The organism is Hyphococcus formosus (genome assembly GCF_046736345.1).
In the GTDB taxonomy this organism is placed as follows: domain Bacteria; phylum Pseudomonadota; class Alphaproteobacteria; order Caulobacterales; family Parvularculaceae; genus Hyphococcus; species Hyphococcus formosus.
In genome coordinates this window covers 2,988,020-3,004,795 of the sequence record NZ_CP157210.1, presented here as the reverse complement: position 1 = coordinate 3,004,795, position 16,776 = coordinate 2,988,020, and the positions used below count along the sequence as shown (strand labels likewise).

The 16,776-nt window shown below is 52.8% G+C and carries 16 protein-coding genes; 5 read left to right on the top strand and 11 right to left on the bottom strand.

The window, feature by feature from the left end; translation table 11 throughout:
• Positions 1-133: 133 nt before the first annotated feature.
• Entirely contained in the window at positions 134-1,000 is an 867-nt protein-coding gene (locus tag ABFZ83_RS14030; RefSeq protein WP_411817175.1) for an alpha/beta fold hydrolase, read from the bottom strand.
• A 30-nt stretch (positions 1,001-1,030) separates the two neighbouring features.
• Positions 1,031-1,522: a hypothetical protein gene (locus ABFZ83_RS14025; protein ID WP_411817174.1), complete on the bottom strand. Its 492-nt coding sequence runs from the start codon at positions 1,520-1,522 to the stop codon at positions 1,031-1,033.
• Positions 1,523-1,640: 118 nt separating this feature from the next.
• Between ABFZ83_RS14025 and ABFZ83_RS14020 the strand changes: the two genes are divergently transcribed.
• Positions 1,641-2,051 (top strand): secondary thiamine-phosphate synthase enzyme YjbQ, encoded by a 411-nt coding sequence (locus ABFZ83_RS14020; protein WP_411817173.1) that lies wholly within the window; start codon positions 1,641-1,643, stop codon positions 2,049-2,051.
• Here ABFZ83_RS14020 and ABFZ83_RS14015 read toward each other — a convergent pair.
• On the bottom strand, positions 2,048-2,260 hold the full coding sequence (locus tag ABFZ83_RS14015) for a hypothetical protein (protein WP_411817172.1): 213 nt from the start codon (positions 2,258-2,260) through the stop codon (positions 2,048-2,050). The genes ABFZ83_RS14020 and ABFZ83_RS14015 overlap by 4 nt on opposite strands.
• A gap of 14 nt (positions 2,261-2,274) precedes the next feature.
• A complete protein-coding gene (locus ABFZ83_RS14010; protein WP_411817171.1) occupies positions 2,275-3,129 on the bottom strand; it encodes a S49 family peptidase in 855 nt (284 codons plus the stop codon).
• 124 nt (positions 3,130-3,253) lie between these two features.
• Between ABFZ83_RS14010 and ABFZ83_RS14005 the strand changes: the two genes are divergently transcribed.
• Positions 3,254-4,351 (top strand): polyprenyl synthetase family protein, encoded by a 1,098-nt coding sequence (locus ABFZ83_RS14005; protein WP_411817170.1) that lies wholly within the window; start codon positions 3,254-3,256, stop codon positions 4,349-4,351.
• Here ABFZ83_RS14005 and ABFZ83_RS14000 read toward each other — a convergent pair whose 3' ends face one another.
• The 4 genes from ABFZ83_RS14000 to ABFZ83_RS13985 are packed head-to-tail and all read right to left on the bottom strand — an operon-like array spanning position 4,352 to position 9,765.
• Complete coding sequence (locus ABFZ83_RS14000; protein ID WP_411817169.1) at positions 4,352-5,446, bottom strand: MraY family glycosyltransferase; 1,095 nt, start codon at positions 5,444-5,446, stop codon at positions 4,352-4,354.
• Between the two features lie 41 nt (positions 5,447-5,487).
• Positions 5,488-6,354: a 4-(cytidine 5'-diphospho)-2-C-methyl-D-erythritol kinase gene (locus tag ABFZ83_RS13995; protein ID WP_411817168.1), complete on the bottom strand. Its 867-nt coding sequence runs from the start codon at positions 6,352-6,354 to the stop codon at positions 5,488-5,490.
• Positions 6,351-8,072 carry a tetratricopeptide repeat protein gene (locus tag ABFZ83_RS13990; protein ID WP_411817167.1) on the bottom strand — a complete coding sequence of 574 codons (1,722 nt, stop codon included), beginning with the start codon at positions 8,070-8,072 and terminating at the stop codon, positions 6,351-6,353. The genes ABFZ83_RS13995 and ABFZ83_RS13990 overlap by 4 nt, the downstream gene beginning before the upstream one ends.
• A 13-nt stretch (positions 8,073-8,085) precedes the next feature.
• Positions 8,086-9,765, bottom strand: coding sequence for an electron transfer flavoprotein-ubiquinone oxidoreductase (locus ABFZ83_RS13985; RefSeq protein WP_411817166.1), 1,680 nt, complete (start codon positions 9,763-9,765; stop codon positions 8,086-8,088).
• 140 nt (positions 9,766-9,905) lie between these two features.
• On the opposite strand from ABFZ83_RS13985, the gene ABFZ83_RS13980 reads away from it, so the two are divergent.
• The 3 genes from ABFZ83_RS13980 to ABFZ83_RS13970 all read left to right on the top strand — a co-directional run bounded on the left by ABFZ83_RS13980 (position 9,906) and on the right by ABFZ83_RS13970 (position 13,291).
• Complete coding sequence (locus ABFZ83_RS13980; RefSeq protein WP_411817165.1) at positions 9,906-10,559, top strand: lysoplasmalogenase; 654 nt, start codon at positions 9,906-9,908, stop codon at positions 10,557-10,559.
• A 29-nt stretch (positions 10,560-10,588) separates the two neighbouring features.
• On the top strand, positions 10,589-11,395 hold the full coding sequence (locus ABFZ83_RS13975; protein ID WP_411817164.1) for a uracil-DNA glycosylase: 807 nt from the start codon (positions 10,589-10,591) through the stop codon (positions 11,393-11,395).
• A 132-nt stretch (positions 11,396-11,527) separates the two neighbouring features.
• Positions 11,528-13,291: a lytic transglycosylase domain-containing protein gene (locus tag ABFZ83_RS13970; protein ID WP_411817163.1), complete on the top strand. Its 1,764-nt coding sequence runs from the start codon at positions 11,528-11,530 to the stop codon at positions 13,289-13,291.
• 17 nt (positions 13,292-13,308) lie between these two features.
• Here ABFZ83_RS13970 and ABFZ83_RS13965 read toward each other — a convergent pair whose 3' ends face one another.
• From ABFZ83_RS13965 to ABFZ83_RS13955, 3 genes are read right to left on the bottom strand one after another with little or no spacing between them, the layout of a single operon-like run.
• Positions 13,309-14,283: a type II secretion system F family protein gene (locus ABFZ83_RS13965; RefSeq protein ID WP_411817162.1), complete on the bottom strand. Its 975-nt coding sequence runs from the start codon at positions 14,281-14,283 to the stop codon at positions 13,309-13,311.
• Positions 14,284-14,293: 10 nt separating this feature from the next.
• Positions 14,294-15,283: a type II secretion system F family protein gene (locus tag ABFZ83_RS13960; RefSeq protein WP_411817161.1), complete on the bottom strand. Its 990-nt coding sequence runs from the start codon at positions 15,281-15,283 to the stop codon at positions 14,294-14,296.
• A 5-nt stretch (positions 15,284-15,288) separates the two neighbouring features.
• Positions 15,289-16,767, bottom strand: coding sequence for a CpaF family protein (locus ABFZ83_RS13955; RefSeq protein ID WP_411817160.1), 1,479 nt, complete (start codon positions 16,765-16,767; stop codon positions 15,289-15,291).
• Positions 16,768-16,776 lie beyond the last annotated feature (9 nt).

The window sequence follows — 16,776 nt, the reverse complement described above, 5'->3', positions numbered from 1 at the left end:
ACCAGATGCACCCGCGCTCTGGCGATCCCTCTCGGAGAACTTAGGGCGCACGCTTAGCAAAAAGCCGGCGCGGCTCCAACCCTAGGGCCCATGCAATTGGCCTGAGGGGCATTATTTTTCGCAGAAATTGCCTTTATGCACTCATAAATTGAGCGATTTCCTTCGGGCTTTCCATCGGGGCTAGGTGGCTCGCCCCGTCCATCACCTCAAACGTATCAACGAGCGCGGCAAGGCGTTTATGGGCGAATGCGGGAACGGTGGACGTCGGATGGCGGACCGCTAATAGCTTGGTTTTGCTGCCAATCGCTCTCAAAACGGGCCAAAAACGATTTGCCAAGGCACCAAAAGTCGCTGCCTCCCATTCGGGATGGCAGGATAAACGAACACCGTCGCCTCCCGCTTTCAGGCCATCCTCAAGATAATTTTCAAGCGCGCCGGGAGCCCAGCTGCTGAATAATCGTTTGCGGGAATAGGTTTTGATGACTTCATCACGGTCTGCCCATGTGGCTCGGCGTCCAGCAGCTTGTTTTACCAATGGCATTTTGGCCTTGTACCACTCCCAAAGCGGTGTCCGAGCCAGTAAATTCAGTGCTGATGAAACCGCCACAGGTTCAACCAGACGAACGGCGTTTATATCGTCCCGTCCATCTGCGGCCATGACCGCAGTTACCCCGCCCATAGAGTGGCCGGCAATGGTCCAATCGTTGCGGTTTTCGATATCCAAAAACTTTTGGATATCGCTCGCATAGATATGCCACGATTTTAATTGGCTCGGATTAATCGGAAGATTGGTTTTGCCATGCCCTCGCATATCAATCGCATAGACATCGAATTGATCCGCCAATTGCGCCAACATGTGTTTATAGGTCGATGCGCAAAACCCCGTCGCATGACAAAACAACAGGGGCGGCATATCGGGATTTGGCCAATGCAGCCCCGCCAAGGACCCGTCTTCCAATGCAATATTAAAGCGGACCGGAGAGATTAATGTCGATGTCATTGGATGAATGTGACCAAATCGCCTGCAGAATCAATCTTGAGATGCAGCGAGTGAATAAAGTGCACGCATATGCAAAACATCCGGGATCGCCCGGTGCTGCCGCGGCGCTTCTTTATCGACGCGATCAATATATTCGCGCATTTTGTCATCCGGGATCGATTGGAATAATGAGTAAAGATCTCTCAGGATGAATTGTTGCCTGATGCGCGCGGCCTGAAAAAGCCGATAAAGCCAAAACCCGTCCCAATCCGGCGCATCAGAATAAACCGCCTTGCCAGCAAGTGCCGTATTCAAGCTCTCGCAAACCGCTTCCAACGCTTCGCCCTTTGAGAGCAAATTTTCATAGGCAACACCGTGTAACGCCTCTGCGCCGACATCCCAATCGTCGAGAGACCATTCATTCGCCGGCCGGATCAGCTTTGCGCTGGGCTTACCTTTCTGAAAACACCATCCAACTTCGATGGGCCATGACCTTGCGGAAAGCCCAGAAGCCTCAAGGTCGATGAATGCAATATCTTCCAAAACCAACGCACTTTATCTCAATGAACCGTAATACTTTCATTAGAGTATGGCTTGTTCCACCCCTAGCTGCAAAATAATTGTTGTTCTAAATACCAAATAAAAATCAAAGGCTTGTAATATGCCCTCTATCTTTTCAGTGACCACGCACGCAAAGTCAGCGACCGAAATCACCGCGCAGATACAAAAAGAAGTCGCGCGTTGCGGGAATTCGTCTGGTGTTGCGCATATTTTTATTCAACACACTTCCGCGTCATTGACCATTCAGGAAAATGCCGACCCGGACGTTGTCAGCGACCTGATAAGTTGGCTTGATCGGGCCGCACCGGAAAATGGTCCTTACCGCCACACGGCAGAAGGGCCAGACGATATGCCCGCGCATATCAAATCCATGATAACAAGCACGTCCTTGACGGTACCGTTCGCAAACGGACGGTTATTGATTGGTACCTGGCAGGGAATCTTTGTTTTGGAACACCGCAATGCGAGCCATACACGGCAGATCGTCGTAACGCTTTTGGATGAAGCTTAATTCCTGCGCGACGTCTTGGGCTTAAAGACGCCGCTCTCAGGGTCCTGTTCGTAGTCGAGGACAGTCCCTTGTGCATTGCCTTTCGCAGCGTTTTTAATTTCCGAGAACGCATCGCGCAGCGGTTTTGTGCGACGATCAACATAGCGATAGAGCGCCACCGTTCCTACGGCTGCTGCAATCGTGACGGCCAATGTTCCTACTGCGCTCATATCGATTCCTCAGACTATAGTCCGTACCGCGCCCATAGTGCGCGTCGCTCTCCCGCCGCGATTAATTCTTCGGCGTCGATCAATGACGAAAGACCGGACACATTCGCATCTCCACCCGATAATAACCGTTTCAGCAGTGATCCACTATCTGGCGAGATGCGTTTGACCTTAACATCTTTTCCAAACCGTGTCCGCAGATATTCGCCAAGCTGTGCGGTATCATCGATAAGTCCATTTTCTACGGCTTGCGGCCCGGTCCAGATCGCCCCGGAGAAAAGATCTTTATCTTCCTTTAGCTTGTCGCCGCGGCGCTCTTTCACCAAACCAATGAACTGGTCATGGAGTTCCGATAAAATCCTCTCGAGGCGGTCAATATCCTCCGGATCCTCCGGTTTGAATGGATCAAGCATCGATTTGTTTTCGCCGGCCGTGTAAACCCGGCGCTCAACGCCGATGCGGGAAATGGCATCATGAAACCCAAAACCACCCGAGATTACACCGATAGATCCGACAATTGAGCTGTCATCGGCGAAGATCTCGTCCCCGGCGAGCGCCAGAATATAACCACCCGAAGCCCCGACATCTTCGATAAATGCCAGGACAGGGACTTCGTTTTCTTTGGCCAGTCGACGGATGGCACGTAAAATCAAACGCGATTGGACCGGCGAGCCACCCGGCGAATTAATCGCCAGAGCCACCGCTTTGAGATTATTTGGCTTGAACGCCGTTTCGAGCGATTTTTCGAGCTTTTTAAGCGTCATTCCTTTGCGGCCCGCGCCGGCCTCGCCGATTACGCCGTTTAGCTCAATCACACTTACGAGAGGCTTTGCCTCTCCCACAAACGGCAAAGCGCGCCAAATATTGCTCAATTTCTCAGATAAATTTCCCATCAAGCGGAATTAAGCTGGATCCTCGCCAAATTCAATGAGACGCAGCGTGAACATATGCCTATAAGAGCGCTGATTCGCCGCTGATCGGCCGAGACGGGTGCGCTTGACCCCGCCGCTGGCAACGACCAAATTGCAGGCGAATGCAAGGAGTCAGGAAGGCGTCATCGTGGGATTGGCCGCAACAGCAAGCGAGATGATCGCCACCAAGCGAGAACCGGATTTTATTTCCGCAGTGAATCGCTTGCGAGATCTTACCAATGATGACCTAGAGGCGGTAAATTCCGAAATTCTCGGTCGGATGCAATCACCCGTATCCATGATTCCTGAATTGGCTGGCCACCTGATCAAAGCTGGCGGCAAACGACTGCGCCCGATGCTGACCTTAGCGTCCGCGCGTTTGTTCGGTTATTCGGCAAGCGATCACATCAAGCTCGCGGCCGCAGTTGAGCTTATTCACGGGGCGACCTTGTTGCATGATGACGTGGTTGACGATTCGGCGCTGCGACGCGGGGCGAGCACAGCCAATATCATTTGGGGCAACAAGGAGAGCGTCCTAGTCGGCGATTTTATCTTTTCGCGGGCGTTTGAACTCATGGTCGAAGCAAAAGATTTGCGCGTCCTGAAGGTATTGTCCCACGCCTCCAGCGTGATCGCCGAGGGCGAAGTTCTCCAGCTTACAACACAGAAGAATGTCGCAGCGACCTTTGAAACATACCTCAATGTGGTTCACGCAAAAACGGCTGCATTGTTCGCCGCTGCTTCGGAAGTTGGCGTTTTAATCGCTGGCCGCACTGAAAAAGAAGAAGCGGCGATGCACCGGTTTGGCGATAATTTTGGCGTCGCCTATCAACTTATTGACGACGCGCTGGACTATGCTGGTTTTGAAAACGCCTTGGGTAAGACTGTCGGCGATGATTTCCGCGAAGGGAAAATGACGGCACCGGTCGTCTTTGCAATTGCTGCAGCCCGTGACGAAGAAAAACCATTTTGGAATCGGGTCATTGGCGAAGGCCAACAGAAAGATGGCGACTTCGAGCAAGCATGCGAGCTTATGGTCCGCGACGGCGCGATTACAAAGACACTCGAATGCGCTCAGGAATATGCGCAAAAAGCCGTTGATGCGCTTGATGAAGCACCGAAAAACGAGTTCTCGGACGCCCTCCAAGAGCTTGTGGTTACCTCAACCGCACGTGGCGCTTAATCATTCAGCGGGCTGAGCGTTTTGCTTAGCGGATACCGCATCTGCCCCGACCAGCAGCCCTGTTGCATAGGCACGCTTATAGATGAGCGTCGCAGCGATCGAGAAGCAAATCGCGATGGATGCTGGCACCAGCCAATGAAGTGATATTGGCAACGCCAGCATTAAGATTGCCGACGCAGAGGCCAAGCTGACCATGCTCATATACAGCACCGCAACATTACCGTGGGATACACCGCTCCGTAACAGCAATTGATACAGGTGTTCGCGATGAGCTTTTAGGATGTTCTGTTTACGGATGGACCGAGAAACCAAAGTCCAAGCGACATCGAAGATCAGCGGCGAAAATATTACTGGCACGAACAGCATGCTCAACCGACTGCCCGTCCAATTTGCGCCCAATATAGCGAAGGCCGCGATAAGAAACCCCACGGCCTGACTACCATTATCGCCCATAAACAATCGGCCACGGCGCAAATTTTCCGGTAAAAACCCTGCTGTTCCGAGCGCGAGAAGCAAGGCTGCCGCGCCAAGCAATGGTGAGCCGGCAAAGCTTGTTATCACACTGATCCAGGCAAGGCCGATTGTTGCAGTTCCGCCAGCAAGGCCATTCGCGCCATCCATGAAATTGTAGATATTCATAAAGGCCACGATCCAAAAGATCGAAAGCGCGACGCCCAATAGCGGCGTAAGCTCCATCACGCCGATATAAGGGATGGGTAAAGTTTGCAGAGGCCCAAAGAAGATTACGAAAAGCGTCGCTACAGCAATTTGGCCTACAAATTTCCAAACCGGTACTAACTCTATGCGGTCGTCAGCATAACCGATGCCAAGCGCGACCATGGCAATGATGCCGAGTTTCGAGAGATCCTTTGCAATGACCGCACTCTCCGAAAAGACGCCCACCACAAAAATACCCGCAACCCATGCGCCGATAATCGCGAGCCCGCCAGACCGTGGTGTTGCCACTGAGTGACTTGATCGATCATTCGGATGGTCAAGCACGCCGCCCGACCGCGCAGCAAAAAGGCTGGCGCAATAAGAAACGCAAACCACTAACGCCGCAGCGACGGCAAGAATGAATGGTTCGATCAACATGGATTCCCGAAATAAAAGGACGCGCTCAACTCAGATTGAACCTACCGCACATGGAGTCGGCTCGCCAAGGCCCACGAACCAAAGGATTTCGCCCGGTTTGCCGCACGTTCCGCACTTTCTCGCGAATTGAACAGCGCGAAACAGGTTGCGCCGCTTCCTGACATGCGCGCGGCCATGCTGCCCGGTGTGGCGTCAAGCATCTCGATCACCTCACCGACGACCGGCGCATGATGGCGAGCAAATGGCTCCAGATCATTCCGGGTTTTGGCCAGCTGTTCTGTAAGATCCGTATAATTCGTCCCCGCAATATGAATAAGCTCGGCATTGGGCGGCGACGGATATTTGCGATCAAAAGCACGGAAAATGGGCCCGGTTGGCATTTGAACCCGCGGATTCACAAGACAAGCCCAGAGCGGCGGCAGGACTGGCCCTTTTTCAAGGATTTCACCGGCACCGGTTACATTGACCGGTGCTTTGAAAAGACACGCCGGGATATCAGCGCCGAGAGAAAACGCCAATTGGGCAAGCGATGTATCACTAATATCAATCCGCCAAAGTTTTACGAGGGCACGCAAGATCGCCGCCGCATCCGCAGAACCACCGCCAATGCCCGCAGCAATCGGCAAGTTTTTCTCCAGCGTGATTTTTGCGCCCAGTTCCGTGCCTGAATATTCGGCTAACCGGCGTGCGGCCCGGTAAACGAGATTGTCTTCAATTGAGGTCGTTTTAAGCGGTTCTGCAAATGGCCCAGTCACCTCCAGGGACAGAACGCTATCATTCGTGACCCGGATAACATCGCCGCCTTCGGTAAAGACGAAGAGGCTTGCGAGATCGTGCAACCCATCGGGCCGAACGCCGCCCACATGGAGATATAGGTTTATCTTTGCTGGCGCAGTTTCAACAATCATTCAGAAACTTCCGGAAGGCCAACTTCCAGCTTGCGTTCTACCGAAGCCCGAAGCTTATCATCCGGCTCCAACTCCAGAACATGCTGCCATTGGTAACGCGCCTCAATTTTGCGCCCCAACCGCCAATACACGTCCCCAAGATGATCCGTAACGGTCGGGTCGCTTGGCTCTAATGAGGCCGCATGTTCAAGATGTCCGACGGCTGCTTCGTAATCACCTTGCTGGTAATGGGCCCAGCCGAGGCTATCGATAAATGCGCCAGAGTTCGGCTCAAGCGAAACAGCCTTTTCGATCAATGAAAACGCTTCTTCCAAATTCTCACCGCGCTCGGCCCATGAATACCCGAGATAGTTCAGCGCCGTCGCCTCGTTCGGGGCGATTTCAACCGCGCGTTTCAGGTCTGCCTCCGCCGACGGCCAATCTTCCAGGGCCAGATATGACGCTGCGCGCGCAACGAAAAACCGCCATGCATCCTCCGCAGGCTGATCAGGAAGCGAAGCGATCAAATTCGAATAGGCCGTGATTGCGTCGCGGTTGCGATCCTCGCCCGCCAACAAATTGGCATAGGAAAACTGCGCTTCGAACGAGCCTTCTGAGCGCGCAGCTTTTCGTAAAACGGAAAGCGCTTCGTCACGCTTTCCTTGTCCGATCAATCCGCCAGCAATTTCAATTTGTGCTTGCTCATAAAATGCTGAGCCCGCTGGTATTTTACGCAACATGGCAATTGCGCTTTGGTTGTCGCCATATGAATTTAAAATTGACCCCGCCAAACGCTGCGCGTGGTCAAATTCAGGCGCGAGATAGAGCGCTATCTGAACAAATGCCAGCGGCATATCGTAATTTGCATCACCGACGCGAAACCCGGCTTTTTGCGCCGCTGTGCGCTGATCAAAGGATTGCTGCAATATGGTTGCACCAAAAGAATAGAGCGCAACGGCAGCGCCTTTGGCCGGTGTAACCGTGGCCCAAACGCGATCCGTTTTATTTGCGTCCAAGCGGTCTAGGCCGTGCATCGCAATTTGCCGGTCCGGCCCACGATATTGCGCCAAAAGCTCATAATGCTCGCGCGCCGCCTCTAAATCCCCTGAACGCTCAAGAAACGATCCGTAGGCCGCTCTTCCCACCGCGCCGCCATAGGTCATTAGTGCCAGTTGATAGGCGGTACGCGCTTCGTCAGTAAGTCCAGCGCGTTCGAATAAGAACGCCTGATGCAGCGGGTGGAAACCACGAAAGGTATCGCCGTCTTGTTGCGCTAATGCGCGCAAGGCATTTTCATTACCTTCCGCGCCCGCAATGGCCCACGCATCAATGATCGTCATAACCGGACGAAAATAATCGATCTCCGCACCGGTTCTGAGCGCCTCGCGCGCCGCCGCATAATCTTCCGCTTTTAACGCACGCGCGGCGATTACCAATTCCGCGAGATCATCATCTTCCGGATCTTCGTTTTCGAGAATTTTTCTGGCCAGCTCTGCCGCGTTATCAATATTGCCCGCAGCAATTTGATAGAAAAATGCGCTGCGCACGACCTCTTCCGACATGCCCGTCTCGGTTCGCGCGCCTTCAAACGCAGTAGCCGCCGCGTCGATTGCGTTGCTACGCGCCGCAAGGCGTCCGGAAAGATAGTCGCCGACAAGAGATTCGCTTTTCGGCTCACTTGCGCAAGCAGCGAGGAGCCCAAAAGCGATTGTACCGAAGAGAATATTTTTCAAACGCAACGCAGGGCGCTCCTTACATATTAGGATAGTTTGGTCCACCACCACCTTCTGGTGTTGTCCAGACAATATTTTGTGACGGATCTTTGATGTCACAAGTTTTACAATGCACGCAGTTTTGTGCGTTTATTTGGAACTGCGGATCCCCGCCACCTTCTGCTGTCACAACTTCATAAACGCCCGCAGGACAATAACGCTGCGCCGGCTCCGCATATTGCGGGAGATTAACGTCGATTGGGATTGATGGATCCTTAAGCTTTAGGTGGGCAGGCTGATCTTCTTCGTGATTTGTCGCAGAAAAAGCCACATTTGTCAGCCGATCATAAGTCAGCTTGCCATCAGGACGCGGATAATCGATAGGCTTGTGCTTTGAGGCAGGCTCCGTTGAAGCCGCGTCGGTTTTTCCGTGGTGGAGTGTTCCAAAAAACGAAAATCCAGAAAGCGCCGTGTTGGTCCATAGATCGAGACCCGCAAGTCCGATTGCCCCCAAACGCGTACCGAACTTTGACCAAAGCGGCTTCACATTGCGCGCCTTGAAAAGCTCTGCCTTAACCGGAGAGTCATCATAAGCCTCTTGATAGGCAACGAGTTCATCCCCCTCGCGCCCGGCCATAACCGCTTCAAATGCCGCATTCGCCGCCATAATACCGGTCAACATGGCATTATGATTGCCCTTGATACGCGGCACATTCACAAAGCCCGCTGAACAGCCGATAAGCGCACCGCCTTTGAAGGTCAATTTAGGCACGGACTGGAACCCACCTTCGGTAATCGCACGCGATCCATACGCGATCCGCTTACCGCCTTCTAGCAATTCAGCAATTTCCGGATGGGTCTTGAACTTCTGAAACTCCCCATACGGATAAAGGTAAGGATTTTTGTAATTCAGGTGAACAACAAAACCGAGCGCAATCGTATTGTCATTATAGTGATACAAGAAAGACCCACCGCCCGTATCATCATTTAATGGCCAGCCAAAAGTATGCTGCACATGACCGGGACGGCTTTTCTCCGGCGAGATTTCCCATAACTCCTTTAGGCCGATCCCATACTTCTGGGGATCGCTATTCTCATCGAGGTCAAATCGCTCAATGAGTTGTTTTGCCAATGATCCGCGAACTCCCTCGCCGATTAAGACATATTTACCGACAAGTTCCATTCCCGGCTCATAGCTGTCGCGCTTCTCACCGTCCTTGCCGATCCCCATCTCGCCCACGACAACCCCGCGGACCGATCCGTCTTCGCGATAAAGAACCTGCGATGCCGCCATGCCGGGATAAACCTCGACGCCCATTGCTTCTGCCTGTTCAGCAAGCCAACGGCAAACATTGCCCATTGATACGATGTAGCAGCCGTGGTTTTTCACCATATCCGGCATGCCCCAAACAGGTAACGACATTGAACCGGCCGCTCCGAGAATTTTAAAGCTTTCGGATTCTACCGGCGTATCGATTGGAGACCCCATATTGCGCCAATCAGGAAGCAATTCATCGAGACCGCTCGGGTCTAAAACTGCCCCAGAAAGGATATGCGCGCCGACTTCCGATCCTTTTTCGACCACGACGACATTGATGTCACTACCGGCTTCTTCAGCACGTTGCTTCAACCGAATCGCTGCGGAAAGTCCTGCTGGCCCCGCGCCCACAATCACAACGTCAAATTCCATCGATTCCCGTTCAGGGGCTGTTTCACTCATCGCTTGTCTCTTTCTGCGTCTTCCCGAGGTGTCTTTAGCTTTGATCTGTGTTTCTGGCAAAAATCATCAAGAAAAGCCATGTTGCATAACACGCATTTCGGAAGAGACCGCCAGAGTCTCGAATTAGGAGTGAAACACCCATGGTTCAAAACCTGCTCATTATATCCTGTGTCATATTCGTCTCATTATTGCTGGTCGCCGAATATCGAGCCTCTGTGGGGCTTGTCTCGGGATATTTAAAATGGCTGTCTAAGCCGGCGGCCTCGCTGGTTTTCGTACTTCTAGCCCTCGCGGGCGGCGCGCTGGAGACAAGTTACGGCATCTGGATATTGGCCGGTTTGGTGCTTTGTATGGCCGGGGATATTTTCCTGATCCCGAATGCCGAGAAAGCATTTCTCGCAGGAATGGCAGCCTTCGCATTAGGACACTTGGCCTATATTGGTGCCTTTTTGGGCACCGGGCCGGAAATTTCAGGTTTATTCCTAATTGGAAGCGCCGGCATGACCGCTATGGCCATCCTTGCCCTGCGGTGGCTTTGGCCAACGCTCGCGGCCTTCCGCGCACCGGTTGCCGCTTATTCCGCAATTATTGCGATCATGGTCGCCACTAGCTTTATGGCATCGCCGGGGAACTCATCCGCACCCAATTTGACAGTGATCGCTGGAGCCATCGGATTTGCGGTTTCTGATCTAGCGGTCGCGAGAGAGAAGTTTGTCACGCAAAAATTTTTCAACAAGCTATGGGGGTTGCCGCTCTATTATGGGGCGCAATTGCTATTAGCGTCTTCTGTTTAGGGGCTCAGTGCTGCTAGAAGCTAATGGTAATGGAACACACAGACGAACAGGCGGCCAGAGCCCTCCTCCGCTGGTATGCGGAAATGGGCGTCGACGAAGCGGTCGCCCCTCAACCTGCAGATCTCTATAGCTGGACCGCCCAGGAACAGACGTTTGCCCGCCCCACGCGGCAGAGCGCGGACCGTGCTCCTGCGCCGCAACCGCAACCCGTTGCGCCTGAACCTACGGTCGATGAAGCGATCAAAACTGCCGAGAAAATTGCGGCTGCCTGCGGTGATTTCGAAGCGCTGGACGCTGCTGTTCGGTCGTTTGACGGATGTCCATTAAAAACCGGAGCGAAAAATACCGTCTTTACCGATGGCGTCGTTGGTGCCGAATTGCTGGTGATTGGCGAAGCCCCGGGGCGCGAAGAAGATCAGACAGGGAAACCGTTCGTCGGTCGTGCGGGTCAGTTGCTTGATCGCATGCTCGCAAGCATAGGCCGATCGCGCACAGAAAATGCCTTGATTTCCAATGTTATTTTTTGGCGGCCACCGGCAAATCGCGCGCCCACACCACTGGAAACCGCAGTCTGCCGCCCATTTGTCGATCGGTTAATTGAGATTTCGGCTCCCAAGGCAATCTTGATTGCTGGCGGCGCACCGTTACAGGCCCTATTGGGTGTTACCGGCATCATGCGCGCCCGCGGTATCTGGCGCGAGGTAGAAACCGCCAACGGGACCGCAATTCCTGCTATACCGACTTATCATCCCGCATTTCTGTTGCGCCAACCGACCGGCAAACGGCTGGCATGGGCGGACCTTCAATCCCTCGCCGAGAAGTTAAAGGAGCGTTAACTGACGTTACGATATCCTTAGCGTGACGAGCACAGGTCGTGTAATAGTCGGGTGCTGATCGCGGGTTCATGGGGACGTCTTTTTCCAATCGATCCAGATAAATGTCGCGCAAGTGCGAACAGGGACACAATTATGCCGCTACGCCTACTATTGGTCGCTACTGCTTCAATTTCGGTGATGTCTATTGCCACTCCGGGAATGGCAATAAACCCAAAAGCAGAAACAATTGATGATATCATCGCGTCCGAGGTGCTCTCTCTATCCGTGCTCAGCGAGAGCGATGCAGCGCTTTATCAACAGATTTTCGCTGTCCAAGAAGATGGTAAATGGCGTGAAGCGGATCAGCTTATTGCAAAAATCGAAGACAAAACCCTTATGGGGTATGTCGAATTCCAGCGATATATGCACCCAACCGCCTATCGGTCTTCATTTAGCGAACTAAAACGCTGGCTCGCCTATTATGCGGATCATCCCGAGGCGGATAAAATCTATTCACTAGCCCGCAAACGCCAACCGCGCGGACAGTCTTCGCCACTCCGTCCGATCACGCGCAAATGGCGGCAGCCACCAGAAAAACAGCTTCACCCTGACTTGGTTGCTGATGCAGAAAATATGAGCGCATCACGCCTTCGCCAGATCGAAGGCCGGGTTCGGTACCTATCCAACAAAGAACGTGCGCTCGATGCACTAAAGGAAATCGAAAACCATCACCGCAGAAAAACGATCACGACACGGCAATTTGACCGCATGCGGTCATGGATTGCAGCCAGCCTCTATTATCAAGGCTATGTGGACACTGCGCAGAAAATTTCCGAAGAAGCAGCAGCGCGCAATGGCGAATCGGGGGTACTGGCACATTGGATTGCGGGTCTTATTTCATTCCGTGAGGGGAATATTGCGCGCGCGCACGATCATTTCAAAAAAATGGCCGCCGTGCCCTATCAAGAAGATAGCTTGCGATCAGCGGCCGCATTTTGGGCCGCGCGAACAGCGCTGGCTGGTGGCAGCCCCGAAGATGTCACCCCGAACCTAGAAATTGGCGCTGCATTTCCTTTCACTTTCTACGGGCAATTATCGCTTGCGCAGCTTGGTCGCGACTACGCGTATAATTGGACGCCCCCAAAGGCCACGACAGAAGAAATTTCTGCGCTGATGGAGAAAGAGCCGCGTATTAAACGGGCAATTGCGCTCGCGCAGGCAGGGCGCGAAACAGACGCCGACATTGAGCTTCGTTGGGCCAATGGCGCAATCGAGGCGGAAGACGCGCCGACATTGTTAGCCATTGCGATTGCACTCGATTTACCTGCCTCACAGATCGATATCGCGCTATCGGACGATAACCCTGCGCTACAGGCGGGGTTGTTTCCGGTGCCGGACTTTACGCCGCAAAGTGGATTTAAGATCGACCGTGCACTGCTTTATGCGCTTATGCGGCAGGAATCCAAGTTCAAAACCGACGCGACCAGCCGAGTCGGCGCACGCGGCCTGATGCAACTGATGCCGAGAACCGCAAGTTTTATCGCCGGGGATCGTAGCCTAATTTACAAAAGCGGACGCGAACGTCTCTACGATCCATCATACAATATGGAACTTGGTCAAAATTACGTCGATCACCTCATGACAAAGGCAGTGGACGGCGACCTATTCCATCTTGCAGCGGCCTATAATGGCGGGCCTGGCAATTTGCGGCGTTGGAAGCGCGACGTAGAAATCGAAGATCCGCTCCTCTTCATAGAGAGCATTCCCAATCGCGAGAGTCGCGACTTCGTGGAAAAGGTGCTTACAAATTTCTGGATTTATCGTGCGCGCCTTGGGCAACCGGCCCCATCACGCGAGAAAGTCGCCGCAGGGGAATTGCCCTTATACGAAGCAATCGACCAGATTGCTTCGCAATAAAGCGCTAACCCGAATATTTAGTCGAGATTCATGACCTGCATGATCGCAGGGCCGAGGATAACGGCAAAAAGAACCGGCAAGAAGAAGCCAATCATCGGAACCGTAAGCTTTGGCGGTAGCGCCGCAGCTTTTTTCTCGGCTTCCTGCATCCGCAAATCCCGGCTTTCTTTCGCCATAACCCGCAAGGATTGACCAAGCGGCGTACCGTATTTTTCAGACTGGATCAGCGCCGTCACAACCCCGCGAACTGCATCAAGACCGGTCCGCTCAGCAAGATTTGCATAAGCCTGTTTCCGTTCCTGAAGATAGGAAAGTTCAGCTGTCGTAAGGCCCAATTCTTCAGCAAGTTCTGGGCAGTTTGGGCCAACTTCCTCACCGACTTTTTGAAACGCCGCTTCAATCGACATACCGGATTCCACGCATATCAACAGGAGGTCCAACGAATCTGGCCATGCTTCGCGAACTTTTTGCTGACGCTTGGTCACCATATTTGTGATGTAGATATTCGGAAGATAGAACCCGCTTAAAAAGCCACCGATGGTCGCAAGCAGCCTACCGAAGGGGTCGAGATCAAATCCGCCCAGCAAATAAACATAGATGCCCACCATAAATGCGACCACGAAGGGAAGACCCAAGCGTGCCGTCATGAAGGTAAAAACGGGCCCTTGGCCACGATAGCCGGCCATCATCAATTTTTTGCGCGCGGCCTCTTCGTCAAAAATTTCAAGCAGCTTCAGGCTCTCGACGAGTTCTTTGACCATGCCTTGTGGCGAACGGTTTCGCAGGCTTGCATTAGGTTTCTTTGTAAGCATTTCGCGTTGCTGCTTACGCAGATTTTCGCGATAGCTCCCAACGGATTTCATGCGTTCTTCGAGCTTATCTTTCACAAGAAGCGGCTCAAGGATCGTAAATACAGCCGCAACAGCCGCAAGCGAAACAAGCGCTGCTATCTGTAGAGACGGATCCGTAACTGTATTGATCATCGCTTCCATTGGGCGCGTCCTAAACTTTGATCTGTGTCATTTTCTTCATCACGATGATGCCGGTCATCATCCAAACACCAGCACCGATCAGAATGAAGTTACCCACTTTGGTAGAGAAGAGCGGCACCAGATATTCTGGCGACGATAATTGAACAGCGCCCATAACGAGAAACGGCAGTGAACCAATGATATAGGCAGACGCCTTCGCTTCTGATGAAAGCGCCTTAATCTTACCTTCCATCAGCTTTCTCGAACGCAACACATTGGCAAGATTGCCAAGCGCTTCTGCAAGGTTACCACCTGTTTTTTGTTGGATGAGCAAAACAATGCCGAAGAAATTCACTTCCTGCAGCGGCATCCGCTCACTCATGCGCTCTAGCGCTTGCTCCAATGAAAGGCCAACGCGAATGCCTTCCGTGAGCATATGAAATTCATCGCTAACAGGGCGCGGGGCTTCGCGCGCAATAATCTTGAGACATTCATTTACCGGTAGGCCGGACTTAACACCGCGCACGATGACGTCAATCGCATTAGAAAACTCTGCGACGAATTTCTTCTGGCGGCGACTACGCAAAAAGTTCAATGACCAACGGGGGAAACCAATTCCCCCAACAACCAACAATAGCGCATTGATCCAGGGCTGTTGCCCGGAAATGACGCCGATCAGTCCAAAAAACAGCGCTGATACAACAGACGCGATGTAGAAGTGCTGGCGTTTGACGGTCAAACCTGCCTGCTCAAGCATCTGGTCCATCGTCAGACGCTTCTTCTTTTTGAGGTCTTTGGTCTTATTCTCTAACGCCGCAAGCGATTCAGACAGCTTTTTACGCCGTTCTTTATTCTGCGCTTCCGAATTGGCACCGCCGCCGCGCTTTATGGTCTTTGCGGCATTCAACGCAGATACGCGCTGATTGGCTTTGTCTTTCTGGCTAGGTGCCAGCAACACAAAAGCGAGCGCTATGAAACACACAACGCCTAAAACGCCAACGATAAGGATCTGCTGATCCATAGTTTCTACTCCGCAGCTGCGTCGAGAGCGGCAGCTAGCTCTGCTTCTTTTCCGTAGTACCGGGCCCGATCCCAAAATGCGGGACGTGCAATGCCGGTCGATTTATGGCGACCCACAATATTTCCGTCCGCGTCTTCGCCTTCCATATCGTAGATGAAAAGGTCTTGGGTAATAATCGTATCACCCTCAGTACCAAGAACTTCTGTAATGTGCGTGATCCGGCGAGAACCATCTCGAAGGCGCGCCGCCTGAATAATCACGTCTATAGAGCCAACAATCATTTCCTTGATCGTTTTAGACGGCAGATTATATCCGCCCATGGTAATCATTGATTCGATACGCTGGATCGCTTCGCGCGGGCTGTTGGCGTGGAGCGTACCCATCGAACCATCGTGACCGGTGTTCATCGCCTGTAGCAAGTCAAATGCCTCTGGGCCACGAACCTCACCAACGATAATTCGTTCTGGACGCATCCGAAGGCAGTTCTTTACGAGGTCGCGCATGGTTACCTCGCCCTGACCTTCAAGATTTGGCGGGCGTGTTTCAAGACGAACTGTATGCGGCTGCTGGAGTTGAAGCTCCGCCGCATCCTCTGCGGTAATCACGCGCTCATCATGCTCGATGAAACTCGTCAAACAATTGAGCAATGTCGTTTTACCTGAACCCGTACCACCAGAGATAAGCGTATTAATCCGGCAATGACCGATGATCTCGAGCACTTTCGCGCCCTCTGGTGAGATCGATCCGAAATTGACAAGATCCTGAATACGCAGCTTGTCTTTCTTAAATTTCCGGATGGTCAACGCAGCCCCGTCAATCGATAATGGCGGTGCGATAACGTTCACACGAGAGCCGTCTGGCAAACGCGCGTCACAAATCGGGCTTGCTTCATCAACGCGACGACCAACCTGGCTCACGATACGCTGACAAATATTCATTAGCTGCGCATTATCGCGGAAGCGAACATTCGTGAGCTGAATTTTACCGCCGACCTCGATGAATACGCGGCTTGCGCCATTGACCATGATATCCGCAATATCATCGCGGGCTAGCAATGGCTCAAGCGGGCCGTATCCGAGAACGTCGTTACAAATATCCTGAAGGAGCGCTTCCTGCTCCGAAATGGACATTTGAACATTTTTGATCGAAATAATTTCGTTGACAATGTCGCGAATTTCTTCGGCAGCGGCTTCTGTGTCCAGCTGCGCAAGTTGCGACAAGTCAATCGTATCGATCAACGCATTAAAGATTGTCGTCTTTGTGCGGAAATATTCGTCCGACCGGTTGCCAATTTCAATCGGCTCCGGGCCATTTTTAGGTGGCGAGACACGCGGCGGGGCCGAAGCAGCTGGCTTCGCCGCAGGCTTTTCTGATTTTGCCGGCTTAGATGCTACTTTCGCCGGAGCTGCAGTCGCTTTTTTCTCGGCCGGCGCAGGCTTGTTTGCCGCGACCGTATCTACAGGAGCCGTTCTCCGTCCGAACATGGATACACC

Coding starts and splice junctions, on each gene's coding strand:
- ABFZ83_RS14030 (WP_411817175.1), bottom strand. CDS start 1,000: ATGACATCGACATTAATCTCTCCGGTCCGCTTTAATATTGCATTGGAA.
- ABFZ83_RS14020 (WP_411817173.1), top strand. CDS start 1,641: ATGCCCTCTATCTTTTCAGTGACCACGCACGCAAAGTCAGCGACCGAA.
- ABFZ83_RS14015 (WP_411817172.1), bottom strand. CDS start 2,260: ATGAGCGCAGTAGGAACATTGGCCGTCACGATTGCAGCAGCCGTAGGA.
- ABFZ83_RS14000 (WP_411817169.1), bottom strand. CDS start 5,446: ATGTTGATCGAACCATTCATTCTTGCCGTCGCTGCGGCGTTAGTGGTT.
- ABFZ83_RS13995 (WP_411817168.1), bottom strand. CDS start 6,354: ATGATTGTTGAAACTGCGCCAGCAAAGATAAACCTATATCTCCATGTG.
- ABFZ83_RS13985 (WP_411817166.1), bottom strand. CDS start 9,765: ATGAGTGAAACAGCCCCTGAACGGGAATCGATGGAATTTGACGTTGTG.
- ABFZ83_RS13980 (WP_411817165.1), top strand. CDS start 9,906: ATGGTTCAAAACCTGCTCATTATATCCTGTGTCATATTCGTCTCATTA.
- ABFZ83_RS13975 (WP_411817164.1), top strand. CDS start 10,589: ATGGAACACACAGACGAACAGGCGGCCAGAGCCCTCCTCCGCTGGTAT.
- ABFZ83_RS13970 (WP_411817163.1), top strand. CDS start 11,528: ATGCCGCTACGCCTACTATTGGTCGCTACTGCTTCAATTTCGGTGATG.
- ABFZ83_RS13965 (WP_411817162.1), bottom strand. CDS start 14,283: ATGGAAGCGATGATCAATACAGTTACGGATCCGTCTCTACAGATAGCA.
- ABFZ83_RS13960 (WP_411817161.1), bottom strand. CDS start 15,283: ATGGATCAGCAGATCCTTATCGTTGGCGTTTTAGGCGTTGTGTGTTTC.
- ABFZ83_RS13955 (WP_411817160.1), bottom strand. CDS start 16,767: ATGTTCGGACGGAGAACGGCTCCTGTAGATACGGTCGCGGCAAACAAG.